This window comes from Pseudomonas abietaniphila (genome assembly GCF_039697315.1).
Lineage (GTDB): Bacteria > Pseudomonadota > Gammaproteobacteria > Pseudomonadales > Pseudomonadaceae > Aquipseudomonas > Aquipseudomonas abietaniphila_B.
Window position 1 is genome coordinate 1,800,997 of record NZ_CP155619.1, and the last position, 25,199, is coordinate 1,826,195.

The window sequence follows — 25,199 nt, forward strand, 5'->3', positions numbered from 1 at the left end:
TTCAACGACCTCCTGACCTGACGTAACATGCCCCACCCTCTTTGCACGCCAATCTGCCAATGCGCCTCGACCGCTTCCTCAGCAACCTCCCCCGCTTCAGTCGCAAGGACGTGCGTCTCGCGCTGCTCGCCGGACGGCTACAGGTCGATGGGCTGACGGTCAAAGACCCACTGCACGACGTGCGTGAATTCAGCCACGTCATGCTCGACGACGAAGTGCTGCAGGTGGGCAAGCCCGCGCGTTACTTCATGCTGCACAAACCACCGGGATGCGTCAGCGCTACCACCGATCCTCAGCACCCGACCGTGCTCGATCTTGTGCACGAGCCCGACAAGCACGACCTGCACATTGCCGGGCGCCTGGACTTCAACACCTCGGGGCTGATGCTGATCACCAACGACGGACAGTGGTCACGCCGTCTGACCCAGCCCGCCACCAAACTCCCGAAGGTTTACTACGTGGAAACCGAGCAGGACATCGGCGAGCATTACGTCCAGAAATTCGCCGAAGGCTTTTACTTCGCCTTCGAGGACCTGACCACGCTACCAGCCCGGTTGACGATCCTCGACCACCGCCGCGCACGACTGAGTATCGTCGAAGGTCGCTACCATCAGGTCAAACGCATGTTCGGCTTCTACGACAACAAGGTCGTGCGCCTGCATCGGGAGAGCATGGGCCCATTGGTCCTTGACCCGGCGCTGAGGCCCGGCCGGTACAGGCCGCTGACAGCTGAAGAGATTCAGCAGATCTGACGTCTTTCGACCGCCCGGCAGATCGTGTCGGACAATTCACGAACGGCACTTGCGGGTTACCACTTCCCCTGCTTGAATCCAATCGTCGGTCCACATGTGACCGGAGAGTCACGAACGCATTCTAAGAAACCTTTTGTCGTCGCGAGCGCCCTCATACGCCACGGTCGACAAACCGCCCGCCAATAACAATACCTGTCGGACAGATCGTCCCGTACCGACATGGGCCCTCTTTCAAGGCATTGCCTACCTGTCACGAGACTCGTGCAACGTGGTTGCGCGCACACCTGTTTTAACGTCAGGAGACATGGATATGAGGCCAGAAATCGCTGTGCTTGATATACAGGGCCAGTTTCGGGTTTACACGGAGTTCTATCGCGCAGATGCCGCAGAAAAGACCATCATCATGGTCAACGGCTCACTGGCCACTACTGCATCTTTCGCCCAGACCGTCCGCAACCTGCACCCGCAATTCAACGTGGTGCTCTACGACCAGCCCTACGCGGGCAAATCAAAGCCGCACAACCTCCATGAGAGACCGCTGACCAAAGAAATGGAAGGCCAGATCCTGCTGGAGCTGATCGACCACTTCAACGCCGAACACATCATGTCGTTTTCATGGGGTGGCGCGGCCGCGCTGGTGGCGCTGGCGCATCGACCCAAGCGCATTGAAAAGGCGGTGATCAGCTCGTTCTCGCCCGTCATCAACGAGCACATGCACGACTACCTCACCCGAGGCCAGCAACACCTGGGCGCCTTTGATCGTTTCGAAGTCGGCAACCTGATCAACAGCACCATCGGCAAACACCTGCCGTCGCTGTTCAAGCGCTTCAACTACAAACACGTCAGCTCTCTGGATCTGCACGAATACGCGCAGATGCACCACCACATCAACCATGTGCTCGATGCCAGCACGCACAACCAGATCAAGGCCGCCAAACGCATCAACGTGCCCGTGCTGTTCATGAACGGCGAATGGGACGAATACACCGCCGCCCCCGACGCACGACTGTTCGCCAATCACATCCGCGATTGCCACTTCACGACCATCAAAAGCGCCGGGCACTTCCTGGACATGGAACACAAAGCCGCGTGCCTGGACTCCCGGAACGCACTGCTGAGCTTCCTTACACCGGCACCTGAACCCAGCCGAAACCGCTACCGACAGGCACACACGCACCATGCATTTGCAATCTGACCGTGAAGGTCTCAAGGAACGGATTCATTCGCCAGCGCCCGCCTACCAGCCTTCGGCGAATGAATCCCGAACCTTCCCCCGCCGCCCCCGCCCCACCCACTGATTTCCACGCACCGCATTTAACGCTTCAATTCAGTGCCCGCTTCTGGTACAAAGTGACCCGCTGAAAGCGTCAAAAGCGGGTGTCGTATAATGGCATTACTCCAGCTTCCCAAGCTGATAACGAGGGTTCGATTCCCTTCACCCGCTCCAGCCTCTCAAACCCTCGCCTAAAAAACCTCCTCATACCTGATTTGATCTGCCGATTTGCAACTTCGCTTATCTTTGCGCTCGGTTGCCACTTTTTCAGATACCCCCAATCATTTCTTTTCGCTTCTTCAGATACCCCGCTCGCGCGTACGGTGGTGCCATCTGAAAGCAGCGGGCGAAGACGATGGAAAAGGTTCAGGTATTAGCCTCTCATACAGGCGCTTACGACCAGTCCCACAACACTAAATGGGGCATTGCGGCGGGGTTTTCGGCGAGTCTGGTGGGTATTGGTCTTGCCCGGTTTGCGTATACGCCTTTGCTGCCGGCGATCATTGATGCCGGGTGGTTTGATGCGTCGAAAGCGGCGTACCTGGGTGCGGCGAATCTGGCGGGGTATCTGTTGGGGGCGTTGACCGGGCGGGTGATGGCGCAGAAGTCGTCGACGGCGTTCACGCTCAGGGCAATGATGCTGCTGGCCAGTGTGGCCTTTTTCGCCTGTGCGTTTCCGGTTTCTTATCTGTGGTTTTTTGTCTGGCGGTTGTTGTCCGGCATCTCGGGTGGCGCGCTGATGGTGCTTGCTGCGCCTACGGTGTTGGCGAATGTGTCGCCGTCGAAAAGAGGGCTTTCGGGCGGGATCATTTTCATGGGGGGCGGGGTCGGTATCGCGGCTTCGGGGACGTTGGTGCCGCTGTTGCTGCAGCAAGGGTTGAAGCAGACATGGCTGGGGCTGGGGGTGATTTCTCTGGTGTTTACGGCGATTGCCTGGAAGGGTTGGCCGAAGCAGGACGCTGCCCCCGTACACGCTGTTCAGCATCCTCGCCAGTCCAAGAACAGGACGCTCAAGGCGTTGTACGCCGAGTACGCCCTCAACGCGGCGGGTTGGGTGCCGCACATGATTTTTCTGGTGGCATTCATTGCTCACGGGTTGGGTCAGGGGCTTGAAGTCGGGGCTCAATATTGGGTGCTGTTTGGCATTGGCGCGACGCTGGGCCCATTGCTGGCGGGCGTCTTGGCGGACCGCGTCGGCTTTGGTCTGGCGCTGCGGTTGTCGTTCATTCTGGAAGGGGTTTGTGTCTGCATCCCGGCGTTGGGCCTGGGCACGCCATGGCTGATGGCCTCCAGCGTGGTGGTCGGCGCATTTGTAACGGGGACCGTGCCGCTGGTCCTGGGTCGTGTGCAGGAACTGCTCGTGCACCATCCCGCGCAACAAAATGCCGCGTGGCGGACGGCGACTGTAGGCTTCGCGCTGTTTCAGGCGGTGGCGGCGTATGGGTTTTCGTACCTGTTCTCGTACAGCGGCGGCAACTACGCCCTGTTGTTCCTGTTGGGAACCGGCGCGATCGCCCTCGCCTTCCTGATCGACATCGTGGCTTCACGAAGCGCTGAGATCACGCGAGCTGCCTGACGTTCTGCAGACGCCCACCATTTTCCTGATGCACGCTGTCGAGAAAGGTCGCTAGTGCGCTGGAGAAATGGCTGTCGATGCGCCGAACGAACACCGTTTCAACCTGGGAAAAAGCCGGAGGCAGTTCATGCACGGCGACCCGGCCTTCCTGCCAAGCGTCTGCGACAACGCCTCGGGGAAGGAGCGTGATGCCCACGCCCGCCGAGACACAGGCAATAATGCCGTCGATGGAGCCGAACTCAAGTGGCTCCGGCACCTGCAGGCCCATACTCGCCAGTAATGCGTCCAGGCGCTGCCGATAGGAACAGCCGACACGAAACACCACGGTTTTCAGATGGGCTATGGTGCGGACGGCGTCCAGCGAGCGAACTGCACGGGAGGTGACAAGCACCAACTCCTCGTGGAAGACAGTTTCGGTGTGCAACTCCGGATGACTGACCGGGCCTGCGACGAACGCACCTTCGAGCTTACATTCGATGACATCCTGAATCAGGCTGTTGGTGGTGCCTGTTCGCACCAATGGCCGAACGTCCGGCCAGGCCTTGGCGAAGCGGGCGATCAACAGCGGCAAGCGAAGGGCGAGGGTGGTTTCCAGCGTGCCGATTTCCAGCACGCCGGCCGGCGTGCCGTCGTCGCGAGCAGCGGCCGATGCATCGGCAAGAAGCTTCGACAGCCTCGCGGCATAGGGCAGCACGCGCCGACCGGCCGGGGTGATCTGCACACCCTTGGCGCTGCGCTGAAACAGCGAAACCCCGAGTTCGTCTTCCAGCGAGCGAATTCTCGAAGAGACATTCGACTGCACGGTGTTCAGCTCGACGGCGGCCTTGTTCATGCTGCCGTGGCGGGCGACGGCTTCCACGACTTTCAGATCGATGACGTCCACTGAATCACCTGCTATCTAGAATGAGACCAACCTGATGCTCAGGCTATTGGTTTCAGAGATTAGGGCCTCAAGCAGTCCAGGAACAAGGGCACACATAACCTCTCAAGAGCGGAAAAGTAAAAAGCCCCGGCAAGAACCGAGGCTTGTTTTTCTTCATGCATTTACTTTTTCGCTTTGGATTTGGCTTTTGGCGCCTCTTTATGGGCATCGGTCGGCTTGGCTTTAGCGACGGCCGCGGGCTGTGCCCTCATCGCGGTCCGCTCCTGATAAGCAGGTAACGACGCTGCAAATGCCATCGCTTCCTCGCGAGAACCAAACGATCCGAGTCGGTCATGGTGAGTGCAGACCCGCCATGGGCCGTTGTTGACGTTGATTACGTCATAGCCGTTGAAATGGGTTTTGCTGAGCATCGCTGTGTGCATGGTGGACCTCCCTCTCATTTAGAGAGTGTTATTGGACTGTCCCGAAAGACCTTACACCCGGTCGGCCCCATGGGAAGGGCCGTTAGACAGATGGTGTTCAGGGCTTCAAGGGTTGTTCTTCGTCTTTTTCCGACAGACTTTTCCCATCGTCCGGGTGTTTCCAGGTTTGCGGGGGCGGCGTTTCGCGCGTTTGCTTCTGGTTGGCTTCAACCCGTTCGAATTCGTCGGCGGACGGCGACGACCTGTCGCGACGCGGCGTTTCCATCGGGCTTGGATGAGGGCCGGGGCTTTGTGCAGCGGCGGTATTCACTGGATCGGTTTTCATGATTACCTCTCAGCGAACCGGATTTGAGGTTCAAGGGTTAGAAACACGCTCAACGCACGGGTTCGAAATATCTTCCGGACGGTCCGACGGCGGCTCCGGCGTTGACAAGGTCGGCCTGGCTTCCTATAAGTCCACTCCGTTTGGCCACTCGGCCAGCCTGCTCACCTGAACGCGAAGCGAGAAGATGGAATTCACGGATTTTGACGCTGAACTTGCCGACTGGCATCAACTGCAAACCGCTCACCCGTGTTCAGGTTTGCTGTTGGGCAACGGTGCGAGCCTCGCGGTGTGGAAGAACTTCGCTTACGACTCGCTGTTCGAGCTGGCGCAAACCACCCGGAACAAGCCGCTGAGCGCGACCGAGCTTGCGCTGTTCAAGTCCATGGAAACCGAGAACTTCGAGCCCGTCCTCAGCGGCCTCAAAGTGGCGATGCGGGTGAATGCTGCGCTGACGATCAGTTCGTCTTCGCCACGCAACCGTTACTTCGCGATCAAGGAAGCGCTCATCCATGGCATTCGCTCGGCGCACATTCCGTGGCGTTTGATGGCGCCTTCGACCATTGCACACATCAGTCAGGCGCTGAGTCAGTACGCGACGGTCTACTCCACCAACTATGACCTCCTCGCCTATTGGGCGGTGATGCATGGCGCACAGCCGTTTGACGATCTGTTCGATGAGGACGCGGTCTTTAACCTGCACCGGACCACCAGCCACGCTACCCGCATCCTGTATCTGCATGGCGGCATGCACCTGGTGAAAAACTTCGACGGCACGGCGCGCAAGCTGATGTCTTCTGAAAGCACGTTGCTTGGCAGTTTTGCCGTCAATGCGCTGGAAGATGTTCCGCTGTTCGTCTGCGAGGGGCGTAGCAGCGACAAGATGAAAATCATCCGAGGCTCGGATTACCTCTCGTTCTGTCACGCCCAACTGGCGCAACACCAGGGCTCGCTGTGCATCTTCGGGCATTCCCTTGGCAAACAGGACCGACACATCCTCGACGCCGTGCTGCAAGCCAGACCGACAACCCTCGCCATCTCGATCCTTCCGCGCAGCGAAGCGTTCATCCAGCATCAGAAGCGGCACTACAGTGCGTTGTTCGAAGGACAGAACATCGAGTTGAAGTTCTTCGACGCCAAAACGCATCCGCTGGGCAATCCCGAGTTTTCGGTGCCGGTGGCGCGGTTGAAGGAAGCGTTGGAGCTTAAGAAGGGCTGAGCGTCAGCGATGCTCGTATTCCCAACCTCTGCACGCCAGCGCCACATGCTTGGGTATGAGCGCCGCGCCGCTGCTATAAGCAGTAATGGTTCGGCGTGTAAAACCAAGCTCGACCGCCGCAGCTGACAGCGACAGGTTGTTTTTTGCCATCCATTGCTTGAAATCCCGGGTTGGCATCACCTCGCCAGATTGCTCCAACGCCAGCCGATGGAGCGTAGATGCCGCCAATTCAAGATTATCGCCCCAAGTGACATCAAAACCCCACTCGCCTACGGTCGCCCTGCTGAACAACTCGAGGTCTTTCAAGGGCGAGAGGATGGGAAACTGATCGAGAACGTCCGACAGATCGACAATGTGCCGTTTGCCGTTGCTCCACTCGACAGTCAGTGCATGCTTACCTGCAACAGGCTGCACGCCAGCGATACGTAACTTGCTCGCCATAGGTCAGGTTCTCCGGTTTTGCTCGTACCATATCCGCCAGAGTTCGGCGGAATGAGATCGGGCCCACATCAAAGCGGCTCTCAGTGCTTTAGGCTCGGCCCCTTTGCCCAGGACTCTAAAGCCGTCGATCTGCACCAGCGACTCTCCATCCGGGGTCTGCACATGGAAGTGCGGCGGAGCATGGTCGTCCGGATAAATCTTGATCTTCCAATTGCGGTCGCTTTGTACGGTAGCCATGGGTGCGGATACTAGAGAAAAAATTTCCCTACCGCAAATCCCGTGATCACAAAAAAACCGGACCACCACAGCCCGGTTTCTGTCAGCTCAACCACCCTCGCTCCCAAACTTCCCACCCCTGCGGACCTACTCGTTACTTTCCGACAACGCCCCCACTACAACCGTGTTGCCGTGCGCCTTCTTATTGACGCTGGCAGCGACTGATTCCGTCGACAGTCGGACGCTGCTGAGGGCGGCGAGGCGGTCGCTGCTCGTCGATTTGACGACGCTCGATGACCACTGAGCCGCCACGGTCGCTATCCATGCGAACAGGAACACCACGACACCTTGCAACGCCCACTTTCCGATGACCGACACGATTGTTCTCCTGGCTGAATTCAACGGCATCAATTTGACCTTCAAACTGTTGCAAGAAGATGGCATTCAATTTCTGCACCAACATTCGGAGGTGTTCAGAGGCCCGCAGGAAAATCCTTACAAACGGCATTTCCCTCGTGTAACACGAAGTGTACGGTCGATTCTGTCGGTATCTGTTAAGGGGCTTTACGGGGCATCTGTGGCTGAATGAATGCCTTGTTTTCACCCCTGGCTTTTATTCTTAAAACAAAAGGCACGACTCAACATGTCCTCTCGCGAAAACACCGGCATGGTCCTCGGACTGATCGGCGTGGTGATCTTCAGTCTGACGCTGCCCATGACCCGCATCGTGGTTCAGGAAATCCATCCTTTGCTCAATGGCCTTGGCCGCGCCTTGTTCGCGGCGATTCCAGCGGCAGCGTTATTGCTGTGGCGGCGGGAGAAATGGCCCACCCGCGCCCAGTTCAAAGCGTTGATGGTGGTCGCGCTGGGCGTGATCATCGGCTTTCCGGTGCTGTCTGCCTGGGCCATGAAAACCCTGCCGGCCTCACACGGTGCGCTGGTCAACGGCCTGCAGCCTTTGCTGGTGGCGATCTATGCGGCATGGCTGTCCCATGAACGCCCTTCAAAAGCATTCTGGCTCTGCGCGGCGATGGGCAGCGTGCTGGTGTTGGGCTACGCGCTGATCAGCGGAGCGGGCAATCTTCAGGCCGGTGACCTGCTGATGGTCGGGGCCGTGGCGATTGGTGGGCTGGGCTACGCCGAAGGCGGGCGCCTTGCCAAGCAGATGGGCGGCTGGCAGGTGATCTGCTGGGCGCTGGTGATTTCGATTCCGGTGTTGATCATCCCGGTCGGCTACCTCGCCTCGCAGCACGAAGGACCGATCTCTACAGGCGCGTGGTGGGCGTTCGGTTACGTGTCGCTGTTCTCGCAATTCATCGGCTTTTTCGCCTGGTATGCGGGCCTTGCCATGGGCGGGATTGCCCGCGTCAGCCAGATCCAGCTGGTTCAGCTGTTCTTCACCATGGCGTTTTCGGCGCTGTTCTTCGGCGAACACATCGACCCGGTCACCTGGATCTTTGCCGCAGGCGTGGTGGTGACGCTGGCCATCGGGCGCAAGACTGCAGTCATCGCGCCCAGACCGGTCGTGGCTACCCGGGTCTAGTCGATCAGATGGTCTGCCTGGAGCAAGGTCTCCAGGCAGTGTTCCTGGATGCCATAAAACGTCTTCAGCGCCTGAATCTTCGCCAGCAGTTCCGCAGGATCGGCTGGCGTTGCGCGTTTGACGGCCAGGATCATCTTGTTCTTGTTGGTGTGCTCCAGCGAGATGAACTCGAAGACCTTGGTTTCGTAGCCACACACTTCCAGCAACAACGCACGCAGCGCATCGGTGACCATCTCAGCCTGCTGTCCCATGTGCAGACCGTATTGCAGCATCGGCTTGAGCAGCGTCGGGCTCTGGATTTGCAGGCGAATCTGTTTGTGACAGCACGGCGAGCACATGATGATCGAGGCGCCCGAACGAATACCGGAGTGAATCGCGTAATCCGTGGCGATGTCACACGCGTGCAGGGCGATCATCACGTCCAGCTCGCTCGGCGCGACCGAGCGCACGTCCCCGCATTTGAACACCAGCCCCGGGTGCTCCAGACGCGCGGCGGCGTTGTTGCACAAGGTGACCATGTCTTCCCGCAACTCGACACCCGTGACGTTGCCTTCAGCCTGCAAGGTATTACGCAGGTAGTCGTGGATGGCAAACGTCAAATAGCCCTTGCCTGAGCCGAAATCGGCCACGGTCACCGGTTTGTCGAGGGTGATCGGCGAGGTCGACAACGCGTGGGAGAACACCTCGATGAACTTGTTGATCTGCTTCCATTTGCGCGACATCGCCGGAATCAGTTCATGCTGTTTATTGGTCACGCCCAAGTCGGTGAGGAACGGGCGGCTCAGCTCCAGATAGCGTTTCTTCTCGCGATCATGTTCCGCGGACGGCGCTTCACGCTGTTGCTGTGAGGTGTTGCGGAACAAGGTGCTTTTGCCCTTCTTGCTGAATTCCAGCTGCACCTCGTCTGTGAGCGACAGCAGATGCGCGTTTTTGAACGATTCGGGCAGCAGACTGGCGACCAGCGCTTGCGCCTCGGTCAGCGGATGGTTCTTGGTGATGTCGCGGGTCTTGTAGCGGTACACGAACGACAAACAAGGTTGATCCTTGATCGTCGTGGGCTTGATGATGATCCGTTGCAGTTCGGCCTCGGTCCCGACGTACTTGGCCAGCACCAACTTGATCAGTGAGTTCTGCATCAGACAGGTGTCGAGCAGGCTCAGGAACTGGGCGCGGTGATCCTGCGCGGGAGCGGCGTTGGCGACAGTAACGGACATCGGGTGAACCCTGTGGCAGCGAAAAATGCGAGGGCGGTATTTTAGGCGGGTTGACGGGCCGTGGTGGATTTAATTATTGACCACCACAAGGCCGTAGATCGGATTCCACTAATCCAGCACCACCAGACGGTTCGGCAGCTCATTGCGCGCCTGAGTCACGGGCACCTGCGCGCTCAGCACTTCACCGCACGAACGAATGCAACCGAGGAACCCTTCCAGGATCTTCCCTTCGCTCACCTGCCGGGTGAACACATCGACCATTGAACGCCAGACCATGTCATCCACATGACGGGCGATGCCGTCGTCGACGATGATTTCGACGTAACGCTCGGCCTCACTGACGAAGATCAAAACCCCCGTGCCATTCGTCGTCGCATGCAGGTTCTGCTCAAGAAACTGACGTCGCGCCAGACTCCCCGCTCGCCAATGCCGCACCGATCCAGGCACCAGTCGTGAGGTCACTGCGGGCAGCCGGCACAACAGCGCGACGACAATGAATGTCGCAATCTGCGTCAGCAACAACTCGTTGGCATTCAGCCAACCGGGGTAAAAGTTGATCAGGCCGGGCACGAGCAGCGCAACCAGCCCGGCCCAGATCAAGGGGACGTAAGCATAATCGTCGGCACTGGCGGCCAACACGGTCACCAGTTCAGCGTCGGTCTGACGCTCGACCGCTTCGATGGCCTGAGCAACCTGCTTCTGTTCGTCTTCAGTGAGTAACGCCATGCACTGCAATCCTTATTGAGCTATCGACTACCAGCCACCGGAGGCACCGCCGCCGCCAAAACTGCCACCACCGCCGCGCATGCCCCCGCCGCCGCCAGAGCCACCGGACCCGAAGCCACCGCCGCCTCCCGAGCCGATGTAGCCGCCGCCCAGACCGCCCAACGCACGGCCCCAGCGCATATTGATAAAGACGAAAGCCACGAAGAGGATGAGAAACAGCAGGCTCATTTTCCAGTCAGTGACATCGTCGCCGCCGGACGCACCGACCACCGGCTCCGCCAGCGGATCGCCGCCCAGCACCTGCACGATGGCTTCGGTGCCTTTGCTGATGCCGCCGACGAAATCACCCTGCTTGAACGCCGGCGTGATGACCTGATTGATGATCACCGACGACTGTGCGTCCGTGAGCCGGTCTTCCAGACCATAGCCGACTTCGATGCGCACCTTGCGCTCGTCCTTGGCGACGATCAGTAACGCACCGTTGTCCTTGCCCTTCTGGCCAATGCCCCAAAAGCGACCCAACTGGTAGCCAAAGTCCTCAATGGTCGAACCCTGCAAATTGGGCAGAGTGACGACCACGACCTGCTCGGTGGTGAGCTCTTCATGAGCCCGCAGCATCTGGGACAGCCGCTCCTTGCTCTCGTTGTCGATCATTCCCGCCGTGTCGACGACCTGACCACTCAGCGCTGGAAACTTCAGCTCGGCCTGAGCCCATTGCGCAAACACGCCAACCGACATCGCCAGCAACGCGACCAGCATGCCCCGCCGCGCGCGCCCCATCAGAATTTCACTTGCGGCGCTTTGTCAGCGTCTGCAGCGGTGGCTTCGAAGTTAGGCCGGATCGGCAAATCGCTGTACATCACCGAATGCCAGAGACGGCCAGGAAAGGTCCGGATTTCGGTGTTGTACTTCTCGACCGCAGCGATGAAATCGCGACGTGCCACGGCAATCCGGTTTTCTGTGCCTTCGAGCTGTGATTGCAGGGACAGGAAGTTCTGGTTGGATTTCAGGTCCGGATACCGCTCGGACACCACCATCAGCCGGCTCAACGCGCCGGTCAACTGACCTTGCGCATCCTGGAACTGCTTGAGTTTGGCCGGATCGTTAAGCGTATTGGCATCGACCTGGATAGACGTGGCCTTGGCCCTGGCCTCGATAACGGCCGTGAGCGTCTCCTGCTCCTGCTTGGCATAACCCTTCACGGTTTCGACCAGATTGGGGATCAGGTCGGCACGGCGCTGATATTGGTTCTGCACTTGGGCCCAGGCGGCTTTGACCTGCTCGTCATAGGTCGGAATATTGTTGATGCCGCAACCGGCCAGCAACGTGCTCAACAGCATCAGCAACGCCAGTGACAAATTGTAACGACTGCCCCGAATATGCCCGTAACGCTCTATTTGCATGGCCTGTGCGCCCCTTCGTGTCCTGCATTAGTCTTCCCGTCTGACCATGACTTTAGCCAAATCGGACGATCCCCGGCATAATCTTGCCCCATCACGTTGTCAGGGCACTGGATTGCCAAGCAGCAATCAGATAAAACTCGCTGCGCTACTGATGCTCAGATGCGTCGGGAGTTCAGCGACACCCGTCCTGATAACAATAAAAACCAAAGGTTTCACACCAAAAACAAAGGCCACCCGGTATTTCGCGCGAGTTGCCGGTCAACGCCTTGAGAAAATCATTCATGAATAAGCTGTGTTTACTGAGTCTAGTCATCGGTTTGGCCAGTCAGTCCGCCTGGGCCGAGACCGCAACCAGCCCCGCCAGTAACCTGTCCACGTTACAAGCCAAGAATGCATTCATCTCCAACCTGATGAAGCAGATGACCCTCGACGAGAAGATCGGTCAGTTGCGCCTCATCAGCATCGGGCCGGAAATGCCGAAGTCGGAAATCGTCAAGGAAATCGCCGCAGGTAGAATCGGCGGCACCTTCAACTCCGTGCTATTGCCCGATAACCGCGCCATGCAAGACGCCGCCGTCGCCCACAGCCGTATGAAGATCCCGATGTTCTTCGCCTACGACGTGATCCACGGCCAGCGCACCATCTTCCCGATCAGCCTGGGCCTTGCGTCGACCTGGGACATGGACGCCGTGACGCGCGCCGGTCGCGTTTCCGCGATCGAGGCCGCTGCCGATGGCGTAGACATGACCTTCGCGCCGATGGTCGACATCACCCGTGATGCCCGTTGGGGCCGCAGCTCCGAAGGCTTCGGCGAGGACACGTATCTCGTTTCGCGCCTATCGGCGACGATGACCCGCGCGTTCCAGGGCACCAGCACACAAGCACCGAACAGCATCATGGCCGCCGTCAAACACTTCGCCCTTTACGGTGCAGTGGAAGGCGGCCGCGACTACAACACCGTGGACATGAGCCCGGTGCGTATGCAGCAGGACTACCTCCCGCCGTACCGCGCCGCGATCGATGCGGGCGCAGGCGGTGTAATGGTCGCGCTGAACTCCGTCAACGGCGTGCCTTCGACCGCCAACGCCTGGCTGCTGCAGGACGTGCTGCGCAAAGACTGGGGCTTCAAGGGCGTCACCGTCAGCGACCACGGCGCCATCAAGGAGCTGATCGACCACGGCGTGGCCAAGGACTTCCGCGAAGCCGCGAAGCTGGCGATCAAGGCCGGTGTCGACCTCAGCATGAACGACAAGGCGTACGGCGAAGAACTCCCTGCGCTGGTCAAGAACGGCGAAGTGTCGATCAAGGAAGTCGACAATGCCGTGCGTGAAGTGCTCGGCGCGAAGTGGGAAATGGGCCTGTTCGCCAACCCTTACCTGCGCATCGGCGCGGCCGTCGACGATCCGGTCGATCGCGATGCCGAAAACCGCCTCCACCGCACCGAGGCCCGCGATGTCGCGCGCCGCAGCATGGTCTTGTTGAAGAACGACCACAACACTCTGCCTCTGAAGAAAGAAGGCACCATTGCCATTGTCGGCCCGCTGGCCAAAAGCTCGCTGGACATGCTGGGCAGCTGGTCTGCCGCAGGTCTGGCGCGTCAGACGGTTAGCGCTTACGACGGTCTGGCCAATGCCATCGGCGACAAAGCGAAGATTCTCTACGCCGCCGGCACCAACGTGACCGACAACCAGGAAGCAATCACCTACCTGGACAAGATGGACGACCAGATTCACATCGACGGCCGTCCCGAGCAGGACATGATCGACGAAGCGGTCAAGGTCGCTCAGCAGTCGGACGTGGTCGTGGCCGTGGTCGGCGAATCACGCAACATGTCGCACGAAGCCGCGAGCCGTGTGGACTTGGTGCTTCCAGGTCGTCAGCGCGATTTGATCAAGGCGCTGAAAGCCACGGGCAAGCCGCTGGTCATCGTGCTGATGAATGGCCGGCCGCTGGCGCTGGGCGAGGAAAACAAGCTGGCCGATGCGATGCTTGAAACCTGGTTCCTGGGCACCGAAGGCGGTAACGCGCTGGCCGACGTGCTGTTCGGTGATTACAACCCGTCGGGCAAACTGCCGATGACGTTCCCGCGTTCGGTGGGCCAGGTCCCTGCCTACTACAACCACCTGAACACCGGTCGTCCGTATCGCGAGAATGACTCGAACTACACCTCGAACTACTTCGAAGAGCCGACCAGCCCGCTATTCCCGTTTGGTTACGGCCTGAGCTACACCCAGTTCAGCGTCTCGGACATCGTGCTGTCGGTCAACAAGATGACCCGCAAAGACAAACTGACCGCCACTGTTCAAGTGAAGAACATCGGCAAGGTCGCGGGCGAAACCGTGGTTCAGCTGTACCTGCGCGATGTCGCTGCGTCCCTCAGCCGTCCAGTGAAAGAGCTGAAGAACTTCCAGAAGATCATGCTCAAGCCCGGCGAAGAAAAAGCCGTGACCTTTACCCTGACCGAGGAAGATCTGAAGTTCTTCAATCCGTCGCTCAAGTACGCAGCTGAAGCGGGCGATTTCAAGCTGATGATCGGCCTGGATTCCAGGGACGTGAAGGAAACGACGTTCACTCTGCTTTAAACAAAAAGCTTACGGCGCAGTTCCGCGTGGGACCGCGTCGGGGCTTTCGCGAGCAAGCTCGCTCCCACAGGGTCTGTCATGATTCAGGAATGCCCCTAAAGAAATGGAGACCTGTTAATTTTCGGGGGGCCCGGATTCTGAGGGAATGAGCTTGCTGCCACAGGATCTGTGATGACCTTGGAATGCCCGTAAGGGGGTTGGATACCTATTCGATTTTCGGGGGGGTGTTCAGAACCTGTGGGAGCGAGCTTGCTCGCGAAGGCGTCGCTGAAACACAACAGGCCTATCTATGCCCCGCGCCGCCCGCCTTCTTTTATATACCCTGCTCATCCTGGCGGGCGCCGTGATGGTCGCGACCCTGGCCATGCATCAGGCGCAGCGCCATTCGCTCGAAGACGAGGCGGCTCGCGCTCAAGACCAGCTTTCGCTGTATGCCAACACTCTGCAAACCCTGATCGAGCGTTACCGTGCCCTCCCCGCCGTCCTGGCGCTGGACCCGGAACTGCGCGCCGCCCTGCGCGGACCGGTCAGCGCTGAAACCACGCAAGCCCTCAACCTCAAACTCGAGCAGATCAACGGCGCCGCGCAGTCATCGACGCTGGAATTGCTTGATCGTGACGGACTGGCCATCGGCGCCAGCAACTGGAAACTGCCCAGCAGCTACGTCGGCCACAACTACGGGTTTCGTCCTTATTTCACGCAGGCCAAAGCCACGGGCGTCGGGCGCTTTTACGCGGTCGGCGTCACCAGCGGCATCCCCGGCTACTTCCTGGCCAATGCGGTCCGTGACGACGCCGGCCATTTCATCGGTGCCATGGTCGTGAAGCTTGAGTTCCCTGACCTTGAACACACCTGGGCGCAGGGCGACGACCTGTTGCTGGTCAGCGATGCAAAAGGCGTGGTGTTCATCGCCAATCAGCCCGGCTGGCGCTATCGCTCGTTGCGGCCGCTGTCGGACCAGGACCGCAGTGAACTGGGCAGCACCCGCCAGTACGATAAACAGCCGCTGGCGCCACTGATTCAGGAACCGCTGCGCACCTTCAACGACAACAGCCTCCTGAGCCGGGTCGTCGCACCCGATGGCACCGACGATTACCTCTGGCAGTCGCTACCCTTGCAAGCAGAAGGCTGGACGCTGCACCTGTTGCGCAAACCTCAGGCTGCCACTGAAGACATTCGCAATGCCGCGTTAGCCGCGGCCGGCATCTGGCTGACACTGGTGTTTCTCGGGTTGTTTCTGTATCAGCGCTGGCGACTGGCGCGCATGCGTCAACGCAGCCGTGAGGAACTGGAACAACTGGTCGAAGCGCGCACACGGGATTTACGCACGGCTCAGGACGGTCTGGTGCAATCGACCAAGCTCGCCGCGCTGGGACAGATGTCCGCCGCCCTCGCCCACGAAATCAACCAGCCGCTGACCGCGCAACGCATGCAACTGGCATCCCTGCAGTTATTGCTCGACCATGGCCGGGTCGATGACGCTTATAAGGCGCTGGCCCTGCTCGATCAGCAATTGACCCGCATGGCGGCGCTTACCGGGCATCTCAAGACCTTCGCCCGCAAAAGCCCCAGCGGCCTGCGCGAGCGCGTGGACCTTGCCTGTGTGGTCGATCAGGCGATGTTGCTGCTCGACGCCCGGATTCGCGAGGAGCGTGTGAGCTGTGTCCTGGACCTGACGCGTCCGGCCTGGGTGCGCGGCGATGCGATTCGCCTGGAGCAGGTGCTCATCAACCTGCTGCGCAATGCCCTGGACGCCATGCGCGAACAACCACTCAAGCGGCTGGAGATCCGTATCGATGCCGAGGGCCAGCACTGGCGCCTGAGCGTGGTTGACAGCGGCAGCGGAATTGCCCAGGAGCACCTGGCGAATATCTTCGATCCATTCTTCACCACCAAACCCGTCGGCGACGGACTCGGTCTCGGATTGGCAGTTTCCTACGCTATCGTCCATGAGCTGGGGGGACGTCTGAGCGCCGAAAACCTCGACAACGGCGCGCGGTTTTCCTTCTGTTTGACCCAGGCCCCGGAGGCTGAACCCGTATGCTGAACTCGGTGATCGTGGTCGATGACGAGGCCCCCATTCGTGAGGCGGTGGAGCAATGGCTGTCGCTGTCTGGCTTCGCGGTGCAAGTGTTCAGCCGTGCCGAAGATTGTCTGGCGCAGCTGCCCGAACACTTTCCCGGCGTGATCCTCAGTGACGTGCGCATGCCGGGTATGGGCGGGCTGGAGCTACTGGCTCAGCTACAGGCACGCGATCCCGACTTGCCAGTGATTCTCCTGACAGGGCACGGCGATGTGCCGATGGCGGTGGACGCCATGCGCGACGGCGCCTATGACTTTCTGGAAAAACCGTTCACCCCGCAAACCTTGCTCGGCAGCCTGCGCCGTGGGCTGGAAAAACGGCGACTGGTGCTGGAGAACCGTCGCTTGCATGAACAGGCGGACAATCGCAGCCGCCTCGAAGCCACCTTGCTGGGCCTCTCGCCGAGCATTCAGACCTTACGCAGTCAGGTTCAGGACCTCGCCCAGCTGCCGGTCAACGTGTTGATTCGGGGCGAAACCGGCAGCGGCAAGGAAATGGTCGCGCGCTGCCTGCACGACTTCGGCCCTCGGGCCAGCAAACCGTTCGTGGCCGTCAACTGCGCCGCCATTCCCGAGCAACTGTTCGAAGCCGAACTGTTCGGCCATGAAAGCGGCGCGTTCACTGGTGCCCAGGGCAAGCGCATCGGCAAACTGGAGTTCGCCCACGGCGGTACGCTGTTCCTCGACGAAATCGAAAGCATGCCGCTCGCGCAACAGGTGAAGTTGCTGCGGGTGATCCAGGACCGGCGCCTTGAGCGGTTGGGTTCCAACCAGAGTATCGAGGTTGACCTGCGCATCGTTGCCGCAACCAAGCCGGATCTGCTGGAAGAAGCCAGGTCCGGGCGTTTCCGTGAAGACTTGGCGTACCGCCTGAACATCGCCGAGCTGCGCCTGCCGCCATTGCGCGAAAGACGCGAAGACATTCCGCTGCTGTTCAGTCATTTCTCACGACAGGCGGCGGAACGTCTGGGCCGCAGCGCTCCGGTGCTCAACGGCGGACAACTGAGTCATCTGCTCAGCCACGACTGGCCGGGCAATGTACGGGAGCTGGCCAACGCCGCGGAACGTCAGGTGCTCGGGCTGGAAAACCCGGCCTCGGTGGACATGCCGGCCGGACAGTCGCTGGCGGCGCAGCAGGAAGCGTTCGAGGCCCATTGCCTGCGCTCGGCGCTGAGCCGGCATAAAGGCGACATCAAGGCGGTGCTGAACGAGCTGCAACTGCCGCGGCGAACGTTGAATGAAAAGATGCAGCGTCACGGGTTGATCCGGGAAGTGTTTCTCCCTGACAACGGCGACCCCTTGTAGAACCCCGTCCACTGTAGGAGCTGCCGGAGGTTACAACGGTGGCGAACGCGGTATACCTGATTCCCATCGTTTGCCTGACGCAACGTCATTGTCCGGATGCTGCCCGGACCCGGCGCGCACCTGCAATCATGCCGACATGAGCAAAATTTCGCTTACCCAACCGCCCTGCATCGGCGGATTTCCGCTCACCCACTTCAAGCAAACCCTTCTAGACCGGGACTTTCCGGGCTTGGCACGTCTCCTGCTATCACCCTTGCAAGACCGCATCGCTGCGATCCTTCTAAAAACAATGACTTGCAGGAAATCCAATGGCTATTCCCAACTCTGTTTCCAACGGATCGGCTGCCGCACCCGTCGCCGACAAGACCACCAGAAGTCGCCTGAAATCCATTTTCAGTGGTTCGGTCGGCAACATGGTCGAGTGGTACGACTGGTACGTCTACGCTGCCTTCTCCCTCTACTTCGCCAAAGTCTTCTTCCCCAAAGGCGACACCACCGCACAACTGCTCAACACCGCGGCGATCTTCGCAGTCGGCTTTTTGATGCGCCCGATCGGCGGCTGGCTGATGGGCCTTTACGCTGACCGCAAAGGCCGCAAAGCGGCTTTGATGGCCTCGGTCCTGCTGATGTGTTTCGGCTCGCTGATCATCGCGCTCACCCCCGGTTATGAAACCATCGGCGTCGGCGCCCCCATCCTTCTGGTGTTTGCTCGCCTGCTGCAGGGCTTGTCGGTCGGTGGCGAATATGGCACCTCGGCGACCTATCTCAGCGAAATGGCGACCAAGGAGCGCCGTGGCTTCTTCTCCAGCTTCCAGTACGTGACGCTGATCTCCGGCCAGCTCATCGCGCTGGGCGTGTTGATCGTGCTGCAACAAACGCTCACCACCGAGCAACTGAACACCTGGGGCTGGCGCATCCCGTTCGCCATCGGCGCGCTGTGTGCCGTCGTTGCGCTGTTCCTGCGTCGCGGCATGGAAGAAACCGAGTCGTTCACCAAAAAGAAGGAAAAGCCAAAAGAGAGCCTGATGCGCACCCTGATGCGTCATCCAAAAGAGCTCATGACCGTGGTCGGCCTGACCATGGGCGGCACGCTGGCGTTCTATACCTACACCACCTACATGCAGAAATACCTGGTGAACACTGTCGGCATGAGCATCACCGACTCGACCACGATTTCCGCTGCCACGCTGTTTCTGTTCATGGTGCTGCAACCGGTCATTGGCGCGCTGTCTGACAAGATCGGTCGTCGCCCGATCCTGATCGCCTTCGGTGTGCTCGGCACGCTGTGCACTGTCCCGATTCTCACGACGCTGCACACGATTCAAACCTGGTGGGGGGCGTTCTTCCTGATCATGGCGGCGCTGATCATTGTCAGCGGCTACACCTCGATCAACGCCGTGGTGAAGGCCGAGCTGTTCCCGACTGAAATTCGCGCACTGGGCGTCGGCCTGCCGTATGCACTGACCGTCTCAATCTTCGGTGGCACCGCCGAGTACATCGCGTTGTGGTTCAAGAGCATCGGCATGGAAACCGGCTACTACTGGTACGTCACCGCCTGTATCGCATGCTCATTGCTGGTCTACGTCTTCATGAAAGACACCCGCCAGCATTCGCGAATCGACACCGACTGATCCCGCTGGAGGGCCTTGATAGAGGGCCCAGGCAGGAAAACCAAGGGGCGACCATACACATGGCCGCCCCTTTTTTTCGCTGCCTCGGCAGCTAAGTCGCTGAATCACTAGGCGGTTTTCGCAGTATCAATTTCAACGATGATCGCTACCAATGCGATTGACTTCTTAATAATCCAGAGCCGAGTAAAGTTAACTCCATACCGAGTTACCCACTTATTCGAATCGATCTGGAGCAACTATCATGAAAACTAACAAACTGATCTTCGGCCTCGCTTTCTCTATTCTGGCAACGAGCGCTTTTGCACTTCCTGCTGTAGATGCGAGCAAACATATCAACGCACCGGTAGTTGCTGAAAACGGTTCTTCCCATACCAACGTCGGTCGTGTTGCCGCTGATGGTGCTGACCGCGTAGGTGCCAACCGTGTTGCCGCTGACGGTGCAGACCGTGTAGGCAACAACCGTGTTGCCGCCGACGGTGCTGACCGTGTAGGCAACAACCGTGTTGCCGCTGACGGCGCTGACCGCGTAGGCAACAACCGTGTTGCCGCTGACGGCGCTGACCGTGTAGGCAATAACCGTGTTGCCGCTGACGGTGCTGACCGTGTAGGTAACAACCGTGTTGCCACTGACGGCGCTGACCATGTTGGTGCAAATCGTGTCGCTGCCGATGGCGCTGATCGTGTAGGCGCAAATCGCCTGAGCTGATCGCCAAGCGGTTCCCTCTCCAGCCCGGCTTCCGCCGGGCTTAGTTTTTTCTGCCACCGCAAAACGATCCAGCCCTCGTAATTGCTGGCTTCTTCCCCCTTCGCTGGCGGTTTCCTCTCCCTTTAGGGCGATTAGCGCTATCAGCCTGATGAATCCCATCTCATCACGCAAACCATACCAACAAAAGAAGACATTCACGCAATAATTAATTTGTCAACCAGCAAAACTGTCAAACCTGACAGAAATTGCCCCATTTCGGATCAAGATCCGCTGGAACGCTTTAAAACCGGGCGCTGCAGCCAACTATCATTTTCAGCGATGATCGTTAGCAAGCTTGTTAACTTCTACTTAATGCGTACGCGCGTAAAATTCACTCCATACCCAAGTTAAAGAAATTATTGAACTTTGATGGAGCAAACATCATGAAAACTTCAAACATTCTGTTCGGCCTTAGTCTCTCTATTCTGGCGTCGAGTGCATTCGCTCTGCCGGTTTCTGATCACCACGCTGTATTGAACGGTACTGTTGTCGCTGAAGGTGGTTCTTCCCACACCAACGCTTCGCACACCGGTTCTTATCGTCAGGCTTCTGATGGTGCTGACCGCGTCGGGGCAAATCGCCTGGCCGCTGACGGCGCTGACCGCGTAGGTAACAACCGTCAGGCCGCCGATGGCGCCGACCACGTGGGTGCCAACCGTCTGGCCGCTGACGGCGCTGACCGTGTAGGCAACAACCGTCAGGCCGCCGATGGCGCTGACCACGTCGGTGCCAACCGTTTGGCCGCTGACGGCGCTGACCGCGTAGGCAACAACCGTCAAGCCGCCGATGGCGCTGACCACGTCGGTGCCAACCGTCTGGCCGCCGACGGTGCCGACCATGTCGGCGCCAACCGCGTCAGCTAATACGGCCCTACAGCTTTACCGCTTCAGACGTTCCACCTCCTGAACTCCCTTTGTAGCCCGGCTGATGCCGGGCTTTTTTTTGCCTGAATAACGGCAAAGTCTGGAATCCGCAGGAAATGCCTTGCACTATGACGGCCTTCATTCTGTGCGGACAGCCGATGCTCAACCCGGCTCCCCGTCTCTCTTATCCAGGAAATGCGCTATGTCAGACGATATTCATTTCTACGAGCCGTCCAAAGGTCACGGGCTGCCGCACGATCCGTTCAACGCCATCGTCGGCCCGCGTCCCATTGGCTGGATTTCGTCTCAGGACGCCCATGGCAAGCTCAATCTTGCCCCTTACAGCTTCTTCAACGCCTTCAACTACGTGCCGCCGATCATTGGCTTCTGCAGCATCGGGCGCAAAGACAGCTTGAACAATATCGAGCAGACCGGTGAGTTCGTGTGGAACCTTGCCACCCGCCCGCTTGCCGAGCAGATGAACATGAGCTGCGCGCCCGTGGCAGCAGACGTCAATGAATTCGAGCTGGCGAATCTCACCGCCGAGCCTTCACGCATCGTCTCGGTGCCGAGGGTCAAAGAGACGCCGGTGGCGTTCGAGTGCAAGGTGACGCAGATCATCCAGCTGCAGCGGGCGGACAAGGAAGTGGTGCCCAGCTGGTTGATTCTGGGAGAGGTGGTAGCGATTCACATCGCCAAGCGCCTGCTTAAGGACGGGATCTACGACACGGCGGCCGGTGAGCCGATCCTGCGCGGCGGCGGCCCGGCCGATTATTTCCAGCTGGGCCCCGAATCGTTGTTCAAGATGTACCGACCGCGCGCCTGATCAGTCCTGGGCGAACATCAGGTCGCCCTCAGACGTTACGTCGATCAACCGCTCCAGTTCCAGGACCGCAGCTTGATCGGCGGCCAGGGCTGTCTTGAACGTCTGGTCTTGAAGCACGCGATGAAACGTCGGCGCACCACCGGCCCCCAGCCCTTTGACGGCGATAGCGGCGCTGTACTCGCCGCCGCCAGGGATTGCAGCGGAAACGGCTTCGTGATGCTGGAATTCTTTGCGTGCCATGGGAGGAGGATCCTGCCTTGAAAGAGAAAGGCGTGGATTTTAAACCTGAGTCAGGGAAATGGCCGCGAGATTTTCAGTGTTCAAGCCGATGCATTCGTCGGGTGCCGCCCGGACCACGCTCATTCCCACAGTGACTTTCCTGCGGGCGTAAGCCTGCTCGCGATAGAAGACTCAGTTCGAAGCCTGCTCAGCCCGCCTTCCTGACGTCCGGCAAACCGTAGGCCGTCTCGGCCTGCGCGGCACTGACGTGGGCGAACGTCTGAAAATCCAGGCTGCTGACCAGGCGTTCGGTCACCAACTCGGAAAAGATGTTCAGCTCAGGGGTGGCGAACCAGTCGTTCATGGCGGATGCGTCAGCCCACAATCCGCTGATCACCCACACGTCCTGTTCTGTCATTGATTGCTGCAGGGCAAAGTGCAGGCAACCGCCGGCCCTGGAGGATGGGGCGATCAATGTGCTCAGGCGTGCGCCGAGTCGGGCACTGTTTCCGGCGCTGGCGCGCAATGACACAAGGTGGCTCACAGCTGATGGGGTGTGCATGGTCTTCGCTCCATTGATTCAGCCGCAATCGAAGAAGGCGTTGCGGCTGGATGTGAAGATTAGTGGTCCAGGCACAAGTGTCGGTAGCCAATTACTGCCCCGTTATTGCCTGATTCTGCGCGGGTGCCGCTCAAACGCTAGCCCACCGATTGCCGATTCATGGCCTTGGACGCGGGACTTTCGAGCAATCAGATCAATCGGATAAGGCGTTTCGTCGTCTATCGCGCGAACCGGTAGCAGAATCAGGCAATCATCCGGCAGGATTCGCCTACCGCTTGCGATTGCACAAAAATAAGCTGTGCTGCATCGACGCTCCGTCAGAGGAATTTCTCCATGTTGCCCACCGCCGTTGAGCCTGCCGTCACCAGTGCCGTGCCCGACACCCGGCCAATGCCCGAACTGAGCGCGCAAATGGAACAGCAGCGTGCCGAACTTGCCGCGCTGATCCGTCGGCACGCGCCTACGGACGGCAGCTTTCAGACACTGATCAAGCCGCTGTTCATGGTGCGCCACGACCGTCCGGTGCAGTCCGTGCCGGGCGTGGTTCAACCCGCGCTGTGCATCATGGCGCAAGGCCGCAAGGACGTGACGCTGGGTGGCGAACTGTTCACCTACGACCCGCTCAATTACTTGGTGCTGTCGGTTGCCCTGCCCATCAGCGGCAAAGTCATTTACGCCACACCGGAAGACCCGCATCTGGCCATGCGGCTGGACATCGACCCCGCCGACATCAACGCGTTGATCGCTGAAGCCGGTCCCATGAGCGTACCGACCCGCCCCAGCGGACGCGGCATGTATGTGGAGCGCATCGATTCACAATTGCTGGACGCAGTCATTCGTCTGATTCGCCTGCTGGACAGCCCGAAAGACATTCCCATGCTGGCGCCGCTGATCACCCGCGAAATCCTCTACCGCTTGCTGCGCGGGAGCGAAGGCTATCGGCTGTATGAAATCGCCATTTCCAACTGCCAGACACATCGTGTGACCCAGGCAATCAAATGGCTGAACGAGCACTTTCAGCAGCCGTTGCGCATCGAAGAACTGGCCCGGGAAGTGAACCTCAGTGTCTCGACCCTGCACCATCGGTTCAAGGCCGTGACCGCCATGAGCCCGCTGCAGTATCAGAAACAGCTGCGCTTGCAGGAGGCCCGTCGTTTGATGCTCTCCGACGGGCTTGAAGCGTCAGCGGCCGGCTATAAGGTGGGCTATGAAAGCCCGTCCCAGTTCAGCCGCGAATACAGCCGCCTGTTCGGCGCGCCCCCATTGCGGGATCTGGCGCGCCTGCGCAAGACGCTGTGAACCATCGGCCCTGAACGGCATGTGTATCAGGCGCTCAGCACCCGGCACGCTTGCGCAGGAATGATCACCGACACCGAATGACCAACGGCCAGTCCGAGGCTCTGGTTCGGCGTGCTCAGCGCGGTCAACGACACGCCGCCGCACTCCACCGTGGTTTCGATGGTGGCGCCAATGTCGCGGATGAACGTGACCGTGCCATTCAGCCGATTGGCCTCAGCGGTCTGCGACTGCGAAAGCTGCAGGTCTTCCGGACGCACCAGCATCCTGATCTCGTCGCCCGCCTTGATCGTGTCGCCGATCGGCACGTCCAGTGAATCGCCCGCGGGCAGTTGCACGCGACCACCACCCAGTGCCTTGGCCGGGAAGATATTGCCGGAGCCGATAAAGTCCGCGACAAAGGCGTTGGCCGGGTTGCGGTAAATCTCAATCGGCGTGCCCACCTGCTGCACCTTGTGTTCACCCAGCACCACCACGATGTCGGCCATGGTCATGGCTTCGCGCTGATCGTGGGTCACCAAAATGGTTGTGATGTTGAGCTGTTTTTGCAGCTGACGAATCTCAACCTGCATAGACTCCCGCAGCTTGGCGTCCAGCGCGGACAGCGGTTCGTCGAGCAACAACAGTTTCGGGTGCGCAGCAATCGCGCGGGCAATCGCAACGCGCTGGCGCTGACCGCCGGACAGTTTCGCCACCGGGCGATCCACCATCTGTTGCAGCTGAATCATCGCCAGCAGCTCGGTGACCCGCGCTTTCTGCGCGGCCTTGTCGACACCCCGCAACTTGAGCGGGTACGCGATGTTTTCGCCCACCGTCATGTGCGGGAACAGCGCCAGCGATTGAAACACCATGCCGAAATTGCGCTCGTGGGCCGGCGTGTGGCTGACGTCTTCGCCATCCAGGCGAATCTCGCCGCTGGTGATCGTTTCAAGCCCTGCGATCATGCGCAACAGCGTGGTCTTGCCGCAGCCCGACGGGCCCAGGAAGCACACGAGTTTGCCCTGCGGCAGGTGCAGGTTGACGTCGGTGACGGCGCAGGCCGAGCCGTAGAATTTTTCAACGTTTTCGAGAACCAGTCCGGTCATTTCTTCACACCTC

General features: G+C 59.5%; 25 protein-coding genes, 1 tRNA gene and 1 pseudogene. 14 read left to right on the forward strand and 13 right to left on the reverse strand.

Features of this window, described 5'->3' with window-relative positions:
• Window positions 1-59 precede the first annotated feature (59 nt).
• The 4 genes from ABDX87_RS07990 (at window position 60) to ABDX87_RS08005 (ending at window position 3,601) form a co-directional block, all read left to right on the forward strand.
• Complete coding sequence (locus ABDX87_RS07990; RefSeq protein ID WP_346832393.1) at window positions 60-752, forward strand: pseudouridine synthase; 693 nt, start codon at window positions 60-62, stop codon at window positions 750-752.
• 310 nt (window positions 753-1,062) lie between these two features.
• Window positions 1,063-1,947 (forward strand): alpha/beta fold hydrolase, encoded by an 885-nt coding sequence (locus ABDX87_RS07995; protein ID WP_346832394.1) that lies wholly within the window; start codon window positions 1,063-1,065, stop codon window positions 1,945-1,947.
• A gap of 178 nt (window positions 1,948-2,125) precedes the next feature.
• Window positions 2,126-2,199 (forward strand) — tRNA-Gly (locus ABDX87_RS08000).
• A gap of 181 nt (window positions 2,200-2,380) precedes the next feature.
• On the forward strand, window positions 2,381-3,601 hold the full coding sequence (locus ABDX87_RS08005) for a YbfB/YjiJ family MFS transporter (protein ID WP_346832395.1): 1,221 nt from the start codon (window positions 2,381-2,383) through the stop codon (window positions 3,599-3,601).
• Here ABDX87_RS08005 and ABDX87_RS08010 read toward each other — a convergent pair.
• The 3 genes and pseudogenes from ABDX87_RS08010 to ABDX87_RS08020 all read right to left on the reverse strand — a co-directional run bounded on the left by ABDX87_RS08010 (window position 3,585) and on the right by ABDX87_RS08020 (window position 5,231).
• The gene (locus ABDX87_RS08010; RefSeq protein WP_346832396.1) at window positions 3,585-4,484 is read right to left on the reverse strand and encodes a LysR family transcriptional regulator; all 900 of its coding nucleotides are present in this window, start codon (window positions 4,482-4,484) and stop codon (window positions 3,585-3,587) included. The genes ABDX87_RS08005 and ABDX87_RS08010 overlap by 17 nt on opposite strands.
• A 254-nt stretch (window positions 4,485-4,738) precedes the next feature.
• Window positions 4,739-4,906, reverse strand: a pseudogene (locus ABDX87_RS29150) (SPOR domain-containing protein); the annotation flags it as partial.
• Window positions 4,907-5,003: 97 nt separating this feature from the next.
• Window positions 5,004-5,231, reverse strand: a complete 228-nt coding sequence (locus ABDX87_RS08020; protein ID WP_346833721.1) for a hypothetical protein — start codon at window positions 5,229-5,231, stop codon at window positions 5,004-5,006.
• Window positions 5,232-5,415: 184 nt separating this feature from the next.
• On the opposite strand from ABDX87_RS08020, the gene ABDX87_RS08025 reads away from it, so the two are divergent.
• A complete protein-coding gene (locus ABDX87_RS08025) occupies window positions 5,416-6,447 on the forward strand; it encodes a DUF4917 family protein (RefSeq protein ID WP_346832398.1) in 1,032 nt (343 codons plus the stop codon).
• A 3-nt stretch (window positions 6,448-6,450) separates the two neighbouring features.
• Here ABDX87_RS08025 and ABDX87_RS08030 read toward each other — a convergent pair whose 3' ends face one another.
• The 3 genes from ABDX87_RS08030 to ABDX87_RS08035 form a co-directional block, all read right to left on the reverse strand.
• Complete coding sequence (locus ABDX87_RS08030; protein WP_346832399.1) at window positions 6,451-6,888, reverse strand: DUF2442 domain-containing protein; 438 nt, start codon at window positions 6,886-6,888, stop codon at window positions 6,451-6,453.
• 3 nt (window positions 6,889-6,891) lie between these two features.
• A complete protein-coding gene (locus ABDX87_RS29155) occupies window positions 6,892-7,125 on the reverse strand; it encodes a DUF4160 domain-containing protein (protein ID WP_431061213.1) in 234 nt (77 codons plus the stop codon).
• Between the two features lie 126 nt (window positions 7,126-7,251).
• Window positions 7,252-7,482 carry a hypothetical protein gene (locus tag ABDX87_RS08035; RefSeq protein ID WP_346832400.1) on the reverse strand — a complete coding sequence of 77 codons (231 nt, stop codon included), beginning with the start codon at window positions 7,480-7,482 and terminating at the stop codon, window positions 7,252-7,254.
• A gap of 265 nt (window positions 7,483-7,747) precedes the next feature.
• Here ABDX87_RS08035 and ABDX87_RS08040 point away from each other — a divergent pair, with 265 nt between their 5' ends.
• The gene (locus tag ABDX87_RS08040) at window positions 7,748-8,647 is read left to right on the forward strand and encodes a DMT family transporter (RefSeq protein ID WP_346832401.1); all 900 of its coding nucleotides are present in this window, start codon (window positions 7,748-7,750) and stop codon (window positions 8,645-8,647) included.
• Here ABDX87_RS08040 and ABDX87_RS08045 read toward each other — a convergent pair.
• The 4 genes from ABDX87_RS08045 to ABDX87_RS08060 all read right to left on the reverse strand — a co-directional run bounded on the left by ABDX87_RS08045 (window position 8,644) and on the right by ABDX87_RS08060 (window position 11,990).
• Window positions 8,644-9,861 carry a class I SAM-dependent methyltransferase gene (locus ABDX87_RS08045; RefSeq protein WP_346832402.1) on the reverse strand — a complete coding sequence of 406 codons (1,218 nt, stop codon included), beginning with the start codon at window positions 9,859-9,861 and terminating at the stop codon, window positions 8,644-8,646. The two genes, ABDX87_RS08040 and ABDX87_RS08045, sit on opposite strands and share 4 nt — an antisense overlap.
• A gap of 108 nt (window positions 9,862-9,969) precedes the next feature.
• The gene (locus ABDX87_RS08050) at window positions 9,970-10,587 is read right to left on the reverse strand and encodes a TPM domain-containing protein (RefSeq protein ID WP_346832403.1); all 618 of its coding nucleotides are present in this window, start codon (window positions 10,585-10,587) and stop codon (window positions 9,970-9,972) included.
• A gap of 27 nt (window positions 10,588-10,614) precedes the next feature.
• The gene (locus ABDX87_RS08055) at window positions 10,615-11,346 is read right to left on the reverse strand and encodes a TPM domain-containing protein (RefSeq protein WP_346832404.1); all 732 of its coding nucleotides are present in this window, start codon (window positions 11,344-11,346) and stop codon (window positions 10,615-10,617) included.
• 20 nt (window positions 11,347-11,366) lie between these two features.
• Window positions 11,367-11,990: a LemA family protein gene (locus ABDX87_RS08060; RefSeq protein WP_346832405.1), complete on the reverse strand. Its 624-nt coding sequence runs from the start codon at window positions 11,988-11,990 to the stop codon at window positions 11,367-11,369.
• 281 nt (window positions 11,991-12,271) lie between these two features.
• On the opposite strand from ABDX87_RS08060, the gene bglX reads away from it, so the two are divergent.
• The 7 genes from bglX to ABDX87_RS08095 all read left to right on the forward strand — a co-directional run bounded on the left by bglX (window position 12,272) and on the right by ABDX87_RS08095 (window position 22,024).
• A complete protein-coding gene (gene bglX, locus ABDX87_RS08065; RefSeq protein ID WP_346832406.1) occupies window positions 12,272-14,572 on the forward strand; it encodes a beta-glucosidase BglX in 2,301 nt (766 codons plus the stop codon).
• Window positions 14,573-14,861: 289 nt separating this feature from the next.
• Window positions 14,862-16,619, forward strand: a complete 1,758-nt coding sequence (locus tag ABDX87_RS08070) for an ATP-binding protein (RefSeq protein WP_346832407.1) — start codon at window positions 14,862-14,864, stop codon at window positions 16,617-16,619.
• Entirely contained in the window at window positions 16,613-17,959 is a 1,347-nt protein-coding gene (locus ABDX87_RS08075; protein WP_346832408.1) for a sigma-54-dependent transcriptional regulator, read from the forward strand. Before ABDX87_RS08070 ends, ABDX87_RS08075 begins: the two co-directional genes overlap by 7 nt.
• A 308-nt stretch (window positions 17,960-18,267) precedes the next feature.
• Window positions 18,268-19,590, forward strand: coding sequence for an MFS transporter (locus ABDX87_RS08080; RefSeq protein WP_346832409.1), 1,323 nt, complete (start codon window positions 18,268-18,270; stop codon window positions 19,588-19,590).
• A 241-nt stretch (window positions 19,591-19,831) separates the two neighbouring features.
• Window positions 19,832-20,296, forward strand: coding sequence for a hypothetical protein (locus ABDX87_RS08085; RefSeq protein ID WP_346832410.1), 465 nt, complete (start codon window positions 19,832-19,834; stop codon window positions 20,294-20,296).
• 422 nt (window positions 20,297-20,718) lie between these two features.
• Entirely contained in the window at window positions 20,719-21,198 is a 480-nt protein-coding gene (locus tag ABDX87_RS08090; RefSeq protein WP_346832412.1) for a hypothetical protein, read from the forward strand.
• A 202-nt stretch (window positions 21,199-21,400) separates the two neighbouring features.
• A complete protein-coding gene (locus ABDX87_RS08095) occupies window positions 21,401-22,024 on the forward strand; it encodes a flavin reductase family protein (RefSeq protein ID WP_074755621.1) in 624 nt (207 codons plus the stop codon).
• On the opposite strand, the gene ABDX87_RS08100 is transcribed toward ABDX87_RS08095, so the two are convergent.
• Entirely contained in the window at window positions 22,025-22,264 is a 240-nt protein-coding gene (locus ABDX87_RS08100) for a hypothetical protein (RefSeq protein WP_346832413.1), read from the reverse strand.
• 187 nt (window positions 22,265-22,451) lie between these two features.
• Window positions 22,452-22,805 carry an antibiotic biosynthesis monooxygenase family protein gene (locus ABDX87_RS08105; protein WP_346832414.1) on the reverse strand — a complete coding sequence of 118 codons (354 nt, stop codon included), beginning with the start codon at window positions 22,803-22,805 and terminating at the stop codon, window positions 22,452-22,454.
• A gap of 390 nt (window positions 22,806-23,195) precedes the next feature.
• On the opposite strand from ABDX87_RS08105, the gene ABDX87_RS08110 reads away from it, so the two are divergent.
• Complete coding sequence (locus ABDX87_RS08110; protein WP_346833457.1) at window positions 23,196-24,104, forward strand: AraC family transcriptional regulator; 909 nt, start codon at window positions 23,196-23,198, stop codon at window positions 24,102-24,104.
• Window positions 24,105-24,130: 26 nt separating this feature from the next.
• Here ABDX87_RS08110 and ABDX87_RS08115 read toward each other — a convergent pair whose 3' ends face one another.
• Complete coding sequence (locus ABDX87_RS08115; protein WP_346832415.1) at window positions 24,131-25,186, reverse strand: ABC transporter ATP-binding protein; 1,056 nt, start codon at window positions 25,184-25,186, stop codon at window positions 24,131-24,133.
• Window positions 25,187-25,199 lie beyond the last annotated feature (13 nt).

Coding starts and splice junctions, on each gene's coding strand:
- ABDX87_RS08060 (WP_346832405.1), bottom strand. CDS start 11,990: ATGCAAATAGAGCGTTACGGGCATATTCGGGGCAGTCGTTACAATTTG.
- ABDX87_RS08100 (WP_346832413.1), bottom strand. CDS start 22,264: ATGGCACGCAAAGAATTCCAGCATCACGAAGCCGTTTCCGCTGCAATC.
- ABDX87_RS08090 (WP_346832412.1), top strand. CDS start 20,719: ATGAAAACTTCAAACATTCTGTTCGGCCTTAGTCTCTCTATTCTGGCG.
- ABDX87_RS07995 (WP_346832394.1), top strand. CDS start 1,063: ATGAGGCCAGAAATCGCTGTGCTTGATATACAGGGCCAGTTTCGGGTT.
- ABDX87_RS08030 (WP_346832399.1), bottom strand. CDS start 6,888: ATGGCGAGCAAGTTACGTATCGCTGGCGTGCAGCCTGTTGCAGGTAAG.
- ABDX87_RS08075 (WP_346832408.1), top strand. CDS start 16,613: ATGCTGAACTCGGTGATCGTGGTCGATGACGAGGCCCCCATTCGTGAG.
- ABDX87_RS08095 (WP_074755621.1), top strand. CDS start 21,401: ATGTCAGACGATATTCATTTCTACGAGCCGTCCAAAGGTCACGGGCTG.
- ABDX87_RS29155 (WP_431061213.1), bottom strand. CDS start 7,125: ATGGCTACCGTACAAAGCGACCGCAATTGGAAGATCAAGATTTATCCG.
- ABDX87_RS08110 (WP_346833457.1), top strand. CDS start 23,196: ATGCCCGAACTGAGCGCGCAAATGGAACAGCAGCGTGCCGAACTTGCC.
- bglX (WP_346832406.1), top strand. CDS start 12,272: ATGAATAAGCTGTGTTTACTGAGTCTAGTCATCGGTTTGGCCAGTCAG.
- ABDX87_RS08040 (WP_346832401.1), top strand. CDS start 7,748: ATGTCCTCTCGCGAAAACACCGGCATGGTCCTCGGACTGATCGGCGTG.
- ABDX87_RS08085 (WP_346832410.1), top strand. CDS start 19,832: ATGAAAACTAACAAACTGATCTTCGGCCTCGCTTTCTCTATTCTGGCA.
- ABDX87_RS08115 (WP_346832415.1), bottom strand. CDS start 25,186: ATGACCGGACTGGTTCTCGAAAACGTTGAAAAATTCTACGGCTCGGCC.
- ABDX87_RS08045 (WP_346832402.1), bottom strand. CDS start 9,861: ATGTCCGTTACTGTCGCCAACGCCGCTCCCGCGCAGGATCACCGCGCC.
- ABDX87_RS08105 (WP_346832414.1), bottom strand. CDS start 22,805: ATGCACACCCCATCAGCTGTGAGCCACCTTGTGTCATTGCGCGCCAGC.
- ABDX87_RS08025 (WP_346832398.1), top strand. CDS start 5,416: ATGGAATTCACGGATTTTGACGCTGAACTTGCCGACTGGCATCAACTG.
- ABDX87_RS08020 (WP_346833721.1), bottom strand. CDS start 5,231: ATGAAAACCGATCCAGTGAATACCGCCGCTGCACAAAGCCCCGGCCCT.
- ABDX87_RS08070 (WP_346832407.1), top strand. CDS start 14,862: ATGCCCCGCGCCGCCCGCCTTCTTTTATATACCCTGCTCATCCTGGCG.
- ABDX87_RS08005 (WP_346832395.1), top strand. CDS start 2,381: ATGGAAAAGGTTCAGGTATTAGCCTCTCATACAGGCGCTTACGACCAG.
- ABDX87_RS08080 (WP_346832409.1), top strand. CDS start 18,268: ATGGCTATTCCCAACTCTGTTTCCAACGGATCGGCTGCCGCACCCGTC.
- ABDX87_RS07990 (WP_346832393.1), top strand. CDS start 60: ATGCGCCTCGACCGCTTCCTCAGCAACCTCCCCCGCTTCAGTCGCAAG.
- ABDX87_RS08050 (WP_346832403.1), bottom strand. CDS start 10,587: ATGGCGTTACTCACTGAAGACGAACAGAAGCAGGTTGCTCAGGCCATC.
- ABDX87_RS08055 (WP_346832404.1), bottom strand. CDS start 11,346: ATGCTGGTCGCGTTGCTGGCGATGTCGGTTGGCGTGTTTGCGCAATGG.